At 64.2% G+C, this 12,924-nt stretch carries 13 protein-coding genes; 10 read left to right on the top strand and 3 right to left on the bottom strand.

Annotated elements, in window-relative coordinates:
- Positions 1–26: 26 nt before the first annotated feature.
- Together R2770_12185 and R2770_12180 are read right to left on the bottom strand one after the other, a co-directional pair.
- Positions 27–1,037, bottom strand: coding sequence for a glycosyltransferase (locus tag R2770_12185; GenBank protein MEZ5281219.1), 1,011 nt, complete (start codon positions 1,035–1,037; stop codon positions 27–29).
- A gap of 136 nt (positions 1,038–1,173) precedes the next feature.
- A complete protein-coding gene (locus R2770_12180; protein ID MEZ5281218.1) occupies positions 1,174–2,469 on the bottom strand; it encodes a hypothetical protein in 1,296 nt (431 codons plus the stop codon).
- Positions 2,470–2,691: 222 nt separating this feature from the next.
- On the opposite strand from R2770_12180, the gene R2770_12175 reads away from it, so the two are divergent.
- The 9 genes from R2770_12175 to R2770_12135 all read left to right on the top strand — a co-directional run bounded on the left by R2770_12175 (position 2,692) and on the right by R2770_12135 (position 11,586).
- Positions 2,692–3,513, top strand: coding sequence for a flagellin (locus tag R2770_12175; GenBank protein ID MEZ5281217.1), 822 nt, complete (start codon positions 2,692–2,694; stop codon positions 3,511–3,513).
- Positions 3,514–3,701: 188 nt separating this feature from the next.
- Positions 3,702–4,523, top strand: a complete 822-nt coding sequence (locus R2770_12170; GenBank protein ID MEZ5281216.1) for a flagellin — start codon at positions 3,702–3,704, stop codon at positions 4,521–4,523.
- A 152-nt stretch (positions 4,524–4,675) separates the two neighbouring features.
- Positions 4,676–5,044: a flagellar export chaperone FliS gene (gene fliS / locus R2770_12165; protein ID MEZ5281215.1), complete on the top strand. Its 369-nt coding sequence runs from the start codon at positions 4,676–4,678 to the stop codon at positions 5,042–5,044.
- Positions 5,045–5,144: 100 nt separating this feature from the next.
- On the top strand, positions 5,145–5,969 hold the full coding sequence (locus tag R2770_12160) for a flagellin (protein ID MEZ5281214.1): 825 nt from the start codon (positions 5,145–5,147) through the stop codon (positions 5,967–5,969).
- A 104-nt stretch (positions 5,970–6,073) separates the two neighbouring features.
- Entirely contained in the window at positions 6,074–7,963 is a 1,890-nt protein-coding gene (fliD, locus tag R2770_12155) for a flagellar filament capping protein FliD (GenBank protein MEZ5281213.1), read from the top strand.
- A 12-nt stretch (positions 7,964–7,975) separates the two neighbouring features.
- On the top strand, positions 7,976–8,266 hold the full coding sequence (locus R2770_12150; GenBank protein MEZ5281212.1) for a hypothetical protein: 291 nt from the start codon (positions 7,976–7,978) through the stop codon (positions 8,264–8,266).
- Positions 8,267–8,366: 100 nt separating this feature from the next.
- Complete coding sequence (fliF, locus tag R2770_12145; protein MEZ5281211.1) at positions 8,367–9,929, top strand: flagellar basal-body MS-ring/collar protein FliF; 1,563 nt, start codon at positions 8,367–8,369, stop codon at positions 9,927–9,929.
- Between the two features lie 5 nt (positions 9,930–9,934).
- Positions 9,935–10,945 carry a flagellar motor switch protein FliG gene (gene fliG / locus R2770_12140; GenBank protein MEZ5281210.1) on the top strand — a complete coding sequence of 337 codons (1,011 nt, stop codon included), beginning with the start codon at positions 9,935–9,937 and terminating at the stop codon, positions 10,943–10,945.
- The gene (locus R2770_12135; GenBank protein ID MEZ5281209.1) at positions 10,942–11,586 is read left to right on the top strand and encodes a FliH/SctL family protein; all 645 of its coding nucleotides are present in this window, start codon (positions 10,942–10,944) and stop codon (positions 11,584–11,586) included. Before fliG ends, R2770_12135 begins: the two co-directional genes overlap by 4 nt.
- A gap of 17 nt (positions 11,587–11,603) precedes the next feature.
- Here R2770_12135 and R2770_12130 read toward each other — a convergent pair whose 3' ends face one another.
- Complete coding sequence (locus R2770_12130) at positions 11,604–12,185, bottom strand: GGDEF domain-containing protein (protein MEZ5281208.1); 582 nt, start codon at positions 12,183–12,185, stop codon at positions 11,604–11,606.
- A gap of 164 nt (positions 12,186–12,349) precedes the next feature.
- Between R2770_12130 and R2770_12125 the strand changes: the two genes are divergently transcribed.
- Positions 12,350–12,919 (top strand): hypothetical protein, encoded by a 570-nt coding sequence (locus R2770_12125; protein ID MEZ5281207.1) that lies wholly within the window; start codon positions 12,350–12,352, stop codon positions 12,917–12,919.
- Positions 12,920–12,924 lie beyond the last annotated feature (5 nt).

Here is a 12,924-nt window from a genome sequence, read left to right as displayed (position 1 = left end):
GATTTAGGAAATCGGCTTCGGGCAACTCAGACCGTGACCGGAACCCGCTCGACCAGAGCTGACTCGACCACCACGTACTCGCCGTCGTCATCGGCCGACGCAAAGGGAGCGAACAAGGCGTCCCATCGCTGGCTCCAGAGTGCCGTTGACCGGACGGTGTCTGCCGCAGCCTCGCCCATCTCGCGCAGACCCTGCTGATCGGCCAACAACATCGGCACCAGTTGAACGACGTCGGCGTCACTGACGAAGGTGGCGATGTCGGATCCCGGTGAGAAGACCGAGCTGATTCCGCCGCGCTCGAGCGTCAGCGTCGGGGTCGCGACGGCGGCGGCGTCGAGAGTGCACTGAGACACCGGCGCTTCCCAAGCCGAGATCTGGGCGAGCGCCTGGCTCGACACGTGGGCAGGCAACTCGAGATGCAGCGCTGCGCCCGCCAAGACGTTCCCCAACTCAGAGTGGGCAACCCGACCAAACGAGTGCTCGACCAGGTCGGGGTGGAGGCTCCAGCCAGATCCGTAAAGCCGCACGGAGACGCCGGCCTCGAGGACCATGCGGGCGATGTCGGCGCCGCGATCATCGGGTTCACCGATGATCACCACACCGTCGCGCCGCTCGGGTTCGATCGCCCGATCGAGCATCGAGGGTTCGACGGCCGGCGCCAGCATCGAAAGGCGATAGCTGCCGTAGGGGGCAAGGCGTTGATAGACGGACGGATCGCACACCGTCGTGAGGTCGTACTCGGCCAACGCCTCTTCGACGTCATGGTGACGGGTGACGGCATCGGCGAACACGGTCGACGTGTGGACAGCTACGGCCACGGTGCCCGTCTCGGCGGTGGCCAAGCGAACCTGGCGAGCAGACAGATCGCCCGGGGTGGGAACGTGCACCAGGATGTGCGGTCCATAGGTGTGGAGGAGATGGCGCAGCGCGCCCTCGGCATCAGACCTGATGAACCCGGATTGGCCAACAGCCACCGGATCGAAGGTGATGACCTCGTGGCCCAGTTCGCGAAGCGACCCGACGACATGTGCCGACACGGCGCTTCTCGGATCTGCGGCCCCGCGGCCGCACACCAAAACACGCATTAGTTTCCTCCCAACAGGCTGTGATCTCGAAACGAGGCCTGGCTGGTGGCGCCGAATCGAGCGCCACCAATGAGTACCGCGTTCCAAGTCATGACGGGGTGACCAATCGAGAACTTTTCTCGCCTACCGTGCCCGGGCCCGCACCGAGGGTGACGAGTTCGGTCCGAACGAAGATCTGCTCGACCCCGTTCTGGTCGGGTCGACGGACTAGACCGCCTTCGGTGGATCGCAGGGCGGTCAGCGCCTCCGACCAGGCCGCAGGCTCGGGGCGACACGCATCGGGCAGCAGCACCGACTCGCTTCCCCAGCACCAACGCAAGCCGTCGGCCAGCGGATCGGGTTCCGAGCCGGGGCTCATCGGAACCCTCAACACCAGGCCGCCCAGGGTGTCCAAGAGGTCGGCCAGGTCGGGGTCGTGTCCGGTGTCGATCACTATCAGCTGCGGCGCCTCGCGATCGGGCGCTGCGTCGAGCACCCGATGCAGGCACTCGAGCGTCGAGGCCCCCTCTCGACCGACGACCACCACACTGAGCGACGGACGGTCAGGCCTTTCGAGGAGCCTGCCCGACCGGGCCCAAGATGCTGCCAAGCCGTCGGAACGACCCGCAACCCGCTGCCACTGGGCTATCTCGAGATCTTTCGGAAATGCCGGGGCCGGCAGACACGCCTGGGGCAGCCACGCCGGGTGCATGGCCCGCACGATGCGGTCGACATCTTCGACCCATCCTCGCCAGATGTCGGGCGACACATCGCGGCCGGGAAGCAGCCGCGACCGAGCCGGGCTGACGAATCGGCGGTCTACCCCCAGCGCTCGCCCGGAGGCGGTGTGAGACACCAATACATCTGCAACGCCGACCCCAGTCCAGAAGACGGTTTCGTGATGATTGACGACCACAACCGGCGGTCGCGATCGCCAACCGGCAAGGGCGAGGGTCATCTCGACCGCCTGGGGTTCGGTGTGCAAGAACACCACCTCGGCCTCGTCGATCTTGCGCCTCAGCTCAGCGGCCCGAGCCAGTGGGTTGGTCGAGGGTTCGACGATGACCACCTCGGAGTGGTCAGCGGCCACCAGTTGCATCTTTTCGGCAATGTCGAAGACCGGCCCAGGCGCAGCGACGTCTACCAGGTGTATGTGACCACATCTGGGAACCTCGCTGGTGGCGACGGAGATGGTGCCTCCGAGCTGAATCAGCATGCGCTCGAGGTCGGGGTGAGCGAACCAGCCTGGATGGTGGCGCGAGGCGAAGTCGGCGGCCATGGCACCAAGCGCTGCTGCCGCTTCGTGGCGACCCCTGACGATGGCTGTTTCCATGCGGACCAGCAGATCGCCGAAGGCCTCTCGGTGGAGTTCGATGCTCGCAAGCTCGCCGGTGGGCACGGTCACCGTTGAGAAGTCGACCCGAGGGGCTCCGACTTCAGTGGCCGAGCCCGGTTGAAGCGGGGGTTTGGGGCACAGCGGCCACCAGCGGCCGAGATGTGTCGACGAGACCGCCGGACAGAAAAGCGATCACTCGACATTTCTCCTCACAATCGCGCAGAGGGTGACCGATGGAAGGAGGGCCGACACGGATGTCGGTGCGAATCGCAGTACAGGAGGTCACAAGAAGTGACGCGAATCAATCAGAACATTTCGGCGTTCAACGCCTTCCGCAACCTCTCGACGACCAACAGCAGCATGGGTAAGTCGCTCGAGAAGTTGTCGTCGGGCTTCCGGATCAACCGGGCCGCCGATGACGCAGCAGGACTCGTCAAGTCCGAGCGTCTGCGCTCTGAGATCAACGGCACTCGTCAGGCCATCTCCAACGCTCAGGACGGCATCAGCTTCGTCCAGACCGCTGAAGGTGCACTCAGCGAGGTCCACTCGATCCTTCAGCGCATGCGCACCCTGGCGGTTGACGCGGCCAACACCGCGACCTCCGACGGCAGCGCCCAGCAGGCTGAAATGGACGAGCTCCTCGCCGAGCTCGACGCCATTGGCTCCCGCTCGACGTTCGCCGGCAACCAGGTGTTCCAGGACTATGGCACCACCTCGCTGACCTTCCATGTTGGCGCCAACAACGGCGCCACCAACCGGATGGCCATCAGCGACGACCTGACGCTTACCTCGGCTGACGTCTTCAGCACCGACATCTCTGGTGTCGATCTGACGTCGGACGCCGACGGCGCCATCTCCACTCTGGACAATGCCATCGATTCGGTCTCCGACATCCGGTCGACCCTCGGTGCTACCCAGAACCGTATGGAGCACACCATCGCGAACCTCCAGGTCGCACAGGAGAACCTGTCGGCCTCCGAGAGCCGCATCCGTGATACGGACATGGCCATGGAGATGGTGTCGTTCACACGCCACCAGATCATGGCTCAGGCCGGTACCTCGATGCTCGCCCAGGCGAACGCATCGCACCAGTCGATCCTGTCACTGCTCTGACGTAGTCTCGCATCGCGTCTCAAACGGCGGATCGCCCTTCTGGGCGGTCCGCCGTTTGTGCTTTTTGCACCGCCACGAGAAATTTCTGGATTTGTTTGGCACAAATGCTTGCCTGATATCGACCCCCGTCGACGAACTCCCTCGGAGCCGGACGGAATCGGCTCGAACACGTCACACGGAGGTGTGTGTTGAGAATCAACCAGAACATCGCGGCGTTCAACGCCTACCGGAACTTGTCCGGCACCAACATCTCGATGGGCAAGACCCTCGAGAAGTTGTCGTCAGGCTTCCGGATCAACCGTGCCGCAGACGATGCGGCCGGCCTCGTCAAGTCCGAGCGGTTGCGCTCTGAGATCAATGGCAGCCGCCAAGCGATCCAGAACGCCCAGGACGGCATCAGCTTCGTGCAGAACGCCGAAGGCGCCCTCAGCGAGGTCCACGCAATGCTGCAGCGCATGCGGACCCTGGCAATCGATGCCGCCAACACCGCTACCTCTGACGGCGTTCCGCAGCAGGCAGAGATCGACGAGCTCCTCGCCGAGCTCGACGCCATCGGTGCCCGCTCGACGTTCGCCGGCAACCAGGTGTTCCAGGACTACGGCACCAGCTCGCTCACGTTCCACGTGGGCCCCAACGCCGGCGCCATCAACAAGATGGAGATCACCGACGACCTGACCATGGCTTCGAACACCGTGTTCAGCGTCGACATCTCAGCGATCGACGTCACCACAGACGCCGACTCGGCCATCACCACGATCGACAACGCCATCTCGGCTGTGTCGGACATCAGGTCTGTTCTGGGCGCCACCCAGAACCGCATGGAACACACCATTGCCAACTTGCAGGTCGCACAGGAGAACCTGTCGGCCTCCGAGAGCCGCATCAGGGACGCCGACATGGCCCTCGAGATGGTTGCGTTCACCCGCCACCAGATCATGGTCCAGGCCGGCACGTCGATGCTTGCCCAGGCAAACGCCCAGCCACAGTCGATCCTGTCGCTGTTGGGCTAGGCGAAGCTCGCTCGCCGGAACGATCCCCTTGAATAGGGGCGCGCTCCGCCGACGGGAGACCAGCGGCTCGACCGGGTCCTGCACCCACCGGCGCGTGAACACGACGCCGGAGTGCGGAAAGCAACGAAGCATGATCGGACAAGCGAGGCAGAGTGCGCGCTGAGTACGTACGACAATCGGTGACAACGGCGAGCCCTGCTCGTCTCATCACGATGCTGTATGACCGGCTACTGCTCGGCCTCGACAGATCGCTGGCAGCACTGGACACGGGCAAAGACCCGTCGACGGTTCACGCCGAACTCGTGAGAGGACAATTGATCCTCGACGAGCTCCGATTCTCACTCGATCACGAGGCTGGAGGCGAGATAGCTGCCAACCTGCGTGACTTGTACGACTACTGCTACGAGACCATGGTCAAAGCCAATGTCGAGAAGTCGGGCGATGGTCTGGTGACCGTCCGCCAGATCATCGGCGAGCTTCGCGACGCCTGGTACCAGGGGGTCGAGCAGGCTCAGGCCTGACGACCCTTAATCAACTGCGACTCCGGTCGACCATCCCACCGAATTCGGATTGCACCGACCACCAAGAGGGTGTCGGGCCGAATCTAGGGAGGGAACCCGGATGCGCATCAACCAGAACATCTCGGCATTCAACGCCTTTCGCAACCTGACCACCAGCAACGCGACCCTCGAGCGCTCGTTCGAGCGTTTGTCGTCTGGTGAGAAGATCAACCGAGCAACCGACGATGCCGCAGGCCTCGTGCGCTCGGAAGGTCTGCGATCGGCGATCAGCGGCACCAAGCAGGCCACCGTCAATGCCCAGGACGCTGTCAGCTTCCTGCAGACGACCGAAGGTGCCCTGGGCGAGGTGCACTCGGTGCTTCAGCGGATGCGAACCCTCGCAATCGATGCCGCGAACACCGCTGGGACAGACGGAACCCCCCAGCAGACCGAGTTGGATGCCCTTCGCGACGAGATCTTGTCGATCGAACAGCGAACCCGGTTTGCCAACGTGCAGGTGTTTCGCGACCTGTCGGCCGATCCGCTGGTGTTCCACATCGGCGTCGGATCCACCACAGGCGACGAACTGTCGATCTCTCGCGACCTCCGGCTCGACCCGACCATCCTGGCGGGTGGTGGTCTCGACGCCGTCGACCTCTCGGTCGATGCTGACGGCGCTATCGGTGTCATCGACCTGGCCATCGAAGAAGTCTCATCGATGCGAAGCGACCTGGGCGCAGCCACCGGTCGTCTGGAACACGTCATCGACAACCTGCTGGTGGCCCAGGAGAATCTGACCGCGTCCGACAGCCGGATCCGCGATACCGACATGGCGCTAGAGATGGTCAAGATGACCAGCAGCCAGATCTTGTCCGAGGCCGGCACCGCAATGCTGGCTCAGGCCAACGTAATGCCCCGCACCGTCGCACAGCTGCTCCAGCAGTGACCACGATGAGTGATTTCGATCCGGTGAAATACCACAAAAGCGGTCAAGGCGGCCCTGACGCCTGCCGATTGGAACTTCACCTCTAGTAGAAGACCTCAACGGCGATGGTTTCACCAACGGTTTCGTTCAGTGGAATAGCGTCTGGGCTTGACACAGGCGCATTGATCGACAGTCTCATGACGGTCGAGCGCGCCCCGATCTCACGGATGCAAGCTCGGCGTCAGGAGTACGACCAGAAGCTTGCTGCCTGGACCTCTATCACCAGCAAGGTCTCAGAACTGCGAACCAGCACCGATGCTCTGCGCTCGGTCAGCGACTTCAACAGCTTCGTCAAGGTCAAGAGCGGAAACGAGGACGCACTCAGCGTCTCGATCACCGGTACTCCCCCCGCGTCGGGCGTGAACGTGACCGTCAACCAGTTGGCCGCCAACCACCAGGTCGCCACCGGCGCCGGATTCGGGGCGCGCGACACCCTCGTGGGAGCGGGGTCGTTCTCGATATCCACCTCCGAAGGTGACATCGACATCACGACCGATTCCAGCACCACACTGGAGGGACTGGCTCAGCAGATCAACAGCGCCAACGGCAAGGTCACCGCCTCGGTCATAGAGGTGGGCATGAACGACCACCGGCTGCTGCTGACCGCCAAGGACAGTGGGCTCGATTCGCAGTTCACCATGACGAGCGACCTGGGCGGGTTTGCCTCGTCGGAGGTGCTGACGACCGGAGCCGACGCGAAGATCCGTATCGGAGATCCGGTCACGGGGCTCGAGGTCACCAGGTCCTCCAACACCTTCGACAACGTCATGGACGGTGTGAGCTTCGAGGCCAAGCAGGTAACCACCGAGCCGGTGCGCATCGAGGTCACCCGCGATACCGAGTCGACGGCCGATGCCATCAAGTCGATGGTCACGGCCACCAACGCTCTGCTGAAAGAACTCGAGCGCCAGACCAACTACAACGCCGAGTCGAACACCTCTTCGCCACTGACCAACGACTCGACCGCACGCGACATGATCCTGTCGATTCGCGACGCCATGAGCGAGGTCGTCTCCAACTCGGGCAACTTCCGCACCATCGGCGACATCGGCATCGAGTTCGAGCGCGATGGCAGCTACTCGGTCGACGAGACCAAGCTGAACGACGCGCTCAGCTCGGACTTCGAGAGCGTGGTGGCCCTGTTCGCCCGCAACGGCTCTTCCGACTCAGGCAAGGTGTCGTACGCCAACGCCACCTCGGCAACCCAGCCAGGAACCTACGGTGTGGTCGTCGACACCGCCGCGACGGCTCCGACGGCGGTGGGCAGCGTCTTCCAGTCGCCAGCTCAACTGCAGGAATTCAACATCCAATACGGCGGAGTCAACGCCCTGGTGACCGTGGCCAACGGCTCGACCCTGCAGCAGGCCATCGACTCGATCAACTCCGATCTCGCCTCGTACGGTCTCGAAGAGGTGTTGGCCGACAGCGTCGCCATCTCGGGCGGCGACGCGCTGCGGATCAGCGTGCCCGATGCGTTCGGGTCACAGTACGAGCTGGCCATCTGGAACGACTCGGCGTTCGGCCTGAACGCCACGGCCGCCGGAACCGACGTCGCCGGAACCATCGGCGGGCAGGCCGCAACGGGCAGTGGCCGCATTCTGAAAGCCGACGAAGGCGACCCGGCGGGCCTGTCGGTGCAGGTCACAGCCAGCTCGGACGATGTGGGCGCCGGCAACTACACAGCCGGCAGCGTCACCATCTCCCAGGGTCTCAGCGGCCGACTGGACGCCTGGCTCGACTCGTACGAAGGCGTCGACGGCGAGATCGCCCGGGCCCGCTCGGAGTGGGACACCCGAATCACCGACGTCAACGAGTCCATCACAGCGATGGAACAACGAATGGCGCTGCGCGAGGCACAACTGCGGCGCGAGTTCACGGCAATGGAAAGCGCCCTGGGTCAGCTTCAGGGGCAAGGCAACTACCTCGCCAGCCTGCTGCCCACGCTGAACCGATAGAGCGGACTCTGCATGACGACGTGGGATGACCTTCTCGACGACTACGAGCGCCGGATAGAGGCGATCTCGTTGGCGTTGGCCACCGACTCACAGGTGCCCACGCACGCGTTCATTCCGCCACGATCTTCGATCGCCGACCCGACCCCGCAGCAACTGCAGCGCTTCCAGGCCCTTCAGGCCAAGGCCGCCATAGCGGCGGGCTCTCTGCTGGAGAAGCTAGAAGCGACCCGAGGCGAGGTCGAGCACAGCCGAAAGGCCACCGTCGCTCATCGCGCCTACATGGTTGCCGACAGCCTGACGTGAGCGCTTGATTGGTCCCCGGCGCGGCCGACGAACCATCGGGAACTGAACAGCTCACGGACGAGCCTCACGCCGGCAGACTCACTCTGCCGAGGTCTGGTGCATGGCCGATACATCCGCAAGCCCGAGAGATCGCCTGATTGCCGTAGGCAAGGCGATGCCCATCGCCCACAGGTTCATGGTGGGTGCTGCCATTGCCGTTTTCGGATTGGCCGCTGTGCTGTTCTTCAACTGGATCTCCAGCCCCTCCTATTCGGTGCTGGCCGCCGACGTTCCGGCTTCGGAGCTGGCCGACATCACCAACGAGCTCGACCGCCTCGGCGTCGACTATCGGGTCGAGGCAGCGGGCACCAGGGTCATGGTCAACAGAGCCGACCTGAACTCGGCGCGGGTCGGGCTCAGCGCCGCAGGTCTCGACACCAGCGAAGACATGACCCGCGATGGGTATGAACTGCTCGACAACCAGGGCCTGGCTGTCAGCAGCAATCTGGAACGCATCAACGTTCAACGCGCCCTCGAGGGCGAGTTGGCCCGAACCCTTTCCGAGTTCGACCGGATCAACTCAGCGACCGTTCACCTGGTGATACCCGACGCCGGTCTGTTCGGCGATGGGGCGGCTGCCGAAGCCTCGGTGATAGTCGACGTGCCATCGGACTTCTCGTTGTCGGAGACCGACGCTGTCGCCCAGTTGGTGGCAGGCGCAGTCGAGAACCTCGACATCGGCTCGGTGAGCGTCATCGATTTGCAGGGCCGCACACTGAAAGCCGCAGACGATGGAGCAGACCCAGCAACCGCCAACGGACGCGACGTACTTCGCACCGTCGAGTTCGAGCAACGCCTCGAGCAGGACATCACCCGACTGCTGGTGACCGCGGGAGCGGGCGACCGCGCATCGGTGATGGTCCGCGCCGACCTGAGCTTCGACCAGGTCGAGTCACGCCAGGAGACCTACGACCCCGAAACTGCAGTCGCCATCCGCGAGAGCAGCGTCACCGAGACCTTCACCGGACCCGGTTCGGCTGCCCCTGGAGGCGTGACAGGCGTCGACGGCGTAAACCCCGACGGCACTGACGACACCAGCACGATCGACTACGAGAAGCAGGAACTGGCCACCGAGTACGGGATCAACAACGTCATCACCAACACGGTAAAGGCGCCAGGTGATGTCGAAGCTCTGCACGTCGGCATCGTGGTGGATGACGGCTCGCTGACCGGCAACCCTGTTCCAAGCCCCGAGGCCCTCCAATCCCTGATCGCGGCCAGCATCGGCATCGTTCCAGAGCGCGGCGACACCATCGTGGTGACGGCCGCACCGTTCGCCGTGCCAGAAGAAGGCACCGCCGACCCGCTCACCACAGCCCAGGCCCCGGCCTCGAGCATGTTCGACCTGATACCCCAGGTGGCGGGCGCGCTGGCCCTGCTGATCGCGGCCGTGGGGCTGATATTGGTGGGTCGCAAGCGCACGAAGCCTTCCGAGGATGCCATCGAACTGGCTGAGGGAACGCCGGCACCGGCGTTGGCAGCTGCGGTCGCCGGCGAACTGGGCGAGACCAGCATCGATCGCGACAGCGATGACACCTCGGTGCGCACCGAGGTTCTGGACCTGGTGCAGCGCCAACCCGAAGACATCGCCACCCTGCTGCGTGGCTGGCTGGCTGAGGGCTAGACGAGATGACCGAACTGGCCGAGATGACGGCGCGTCAGAAGGTGGCCGCCTTCCTGATAGCCGTCGGACCCGAGCGGGCCGCGACGATCCTGGCGTTCATGGACGAGACCGAGGTGGAGGCCGTCGCCCAGGAGATATCGCGCCTTGGTCGGGTACCTTCCACCACCCTCGACGGCGTGCTCGACCAGTTCTACAGCGATGCGATAAGCGGCAACGTGAACTCGGTCGGCGGCATCGACTACGCACGAACCCTTCTCGAGAGTTGGAGGGGCGGTCGCAGCGAAGAGATGATCCAGAGGCTGCTCGACGCAGCCCAGAACCGGCCGTTCGGATTCCTCGCCCAGTTCGAGGCCGACCACATCCTGCAGTTCATCATCGACGAGCACCCGCAGACCGTGTCGCTTGTGATCAGTCATCTGCCCACATCGCTGGGTGCGAAGATCCTGACCTCTTTGCCCAAGGACCTGCAGTGCGACGTGGCACTGCGCATCGCCAGGCTGGAACCGGCCAGCCCCGACATCATCCGCGCCGTTGAGATCAGCCTGAGAACGCGGCTGGGCAACGTGACGGGTGCAGACCTCTCGTCTGGGTCGGCGGGCGCGGAAGGCCTTGCCGGCCTGTTGAACACCACCGACCGCACGACCGAGAAGAACATCCTGGGACATCTGGCCGAAGCCGAACCCGAACTGGCCGAAGAGGTCCGCACCCTCATGTTCATCTTCGAGGACATCGTCGGCATGTCGGACAAGGACCTCCAAGAGGTCATGCGCACCGTCGACACCAAGGAGCTGGCCTTGGCGTTGAAGGGCGTCAAGGACGAGGTCAAAGACGCTGTGTTCCGCAACCTGTCCGAGCGCGCCAAGGCCTCGCTGCAGGATGAAATCGAATTCCTCGGTCCGGTGAAGGTCAGCGAGGTCGAGGGAGCTCAGACCTCGATCGTGGCCGTCATCCGCAGGCTCGAAGAAGAGGGCAGGGTCACCATGCGAGCCGGCGCAGACGGCGGGTTCATCGAATGAACCGCCGATCTGGAGGCGTCGTGCGCCAGGGCGCATTTGCGATCCCACAGCCGAACAAGCCAAACGACGTGCCGCAGGCCCCATCGGGGCCGCGCACCGTCACCCAACCGGGCATCGACGAGCTGTCGAGGCTGGACCCGAGGTTTGCAGCCCAGCTCGACGAACGGCTCGACCAGGCCCGGCGCGAGGGCTACGACCGCGGATTCGCCGAGGGCATGACCCGCGCGTCGGACCGCATCGAGTCGCTGTCGAACAGCATCTCGTCTTCGGCTACCGCTCTGGCGAACCTCGACGACCGTTCACGCCGACAGGCCACCGAAGCCCTGATCGATCTCGCCATCGAGATAGCCACCAGGGTGATGGATCGCACACCACACGATGGCGGTCAGGCGCTGGCCAACCGCCTTCAGCTAGAGCTCGAGTCGCTGCCCTCGGGGCCTGTGACCATCGACGCCAACCCAGAAGACATCGCCTTGCTGGCAAAGGCCCTACCCGGCGACGCCATCGTTGTGGCAGCCGACCCGACGCTGAAGCCGGGCGAGGCCAAGCTGAGAGGCGAATGGGTCATGGCCGACATGACCCGCGAGGCGGGCTGGAAGGCCGTCAGGCGAATCATCGAGGACGCCTGTCAGCAGGGCTGACAGCGCCCGGACCTGGGTCAGAAGACGACCAACGAGGTCTCGCCCGACGACAGGTGCTCGGAGATCGTCTCCAGCAAGACCATCGCGTTCGTCTGGTGAGCCGGATCGACCACCGAGATCGCACAAAGGCCAGGCTCCAGCGAAGACTCGGGCAGGCCGGCGACCTCGACCAGCGCCCCAAGCGTGCCGCGGGTGCGGTCTGTAACCGTGGAGACGTGGTCGGTTGGAATGTTGGCCAACACTGCGACGAACGTGGTGTCGTCGATGCGACCAACCCGGTCGACGTTGCGCAACCCGGCGGCCAGCAGCGCGCCCAGATCACGAACGGCGTCGATGCGAAGGTCGTCGTCGTTCAGTTCGTTGAGCTGCGGGAACCGCACGCCGACGACGGCAAAGGGCTCGCTCATCCGGGGCAGCCGGTTGATCGCCACCTCGATCGAATCGACGATGCCAGCCCTGTTGGCAAGGCCCGTGACCGGATCGGTCGAGGACATGATCGCGAGCTGCAAACGCAGGTGCGCATTCTCTGATTCGAGATCGCGGATGCGCTCTTGCAGCCGTTCCTCGACGTTGGTCAATTCGATCGTGTCGTCGTTCATGGTCCCTCCCTGGGTCGACGATCGACGCAATTGGCGCCGGGTGTCTCATCGACAGTGGGTCACTGTCGACCGCAAGTTCTGTTTCTGAAGCGATTCCGGAAGAAAATTTTCGCACCGGGCCGGGCCCGCTAAACCGATGGGGCCCTGCGGTCGACAACCCCATTGTGACACCGCAGGTCCATCCCGGTGAGGCATCTCATCGCGACATCGACGTCGCTGGACCTGGCGCGCCCGGGCCGGCGACCGAATCGACCCAGCCCTTCGACGTGCTGGCGTCGCAGGTCGATGCCGTGAGAGAGGCGCTCGACGAGCTCAACTATCGCTCGACGGTACTGGCGCTACACGCGGCCAGCGACGACCGCAGCCATCTGGATCTCCTGAGCAACGAGATGACCTCGTCGCTGGCGCGGTTTCGCATTGCGGCCGAACGGGCGATAGACACCTCGCGCCGCGTTTCGACCGCCTACAACCTGCCGCCTGACTCGCAGACCCTCGTCGGTCTGGTCAGCCGATCACCCAACGATCGCCGCGACGAGCTGGTCGAACAACTCATCGAACTCGACTCGCTGGTGGCCAAGACCCGCGATCGCTTGGCACGGGCCGGGGGCGTCGTCTCATCGAATCACCTCCTGGTGATGAGGACCCTCGACTCGCTCATAGGTGCGGGCAAAGACAAGGTCACCTACTCCGAACCCGTGGGCTCGAGTCCCCGACTCCTAGACCACAGAGCCTGAGGAAT

This window comes from Acidimicrobiales bacterium (assembly GCA_041394185.1).
In the GTDB taxonomy this organism is placed as follows: domain Bacteria; phylum Actinomycetota; class Acidimicrobiia; order Acidimicrobiales; family Poriferisodalaceae; genus JAAETH01.
Note: the sequence above shows the minus strand (reverse complement) of the source record. Positions and strands in the feature narration are given on the sequence as shown.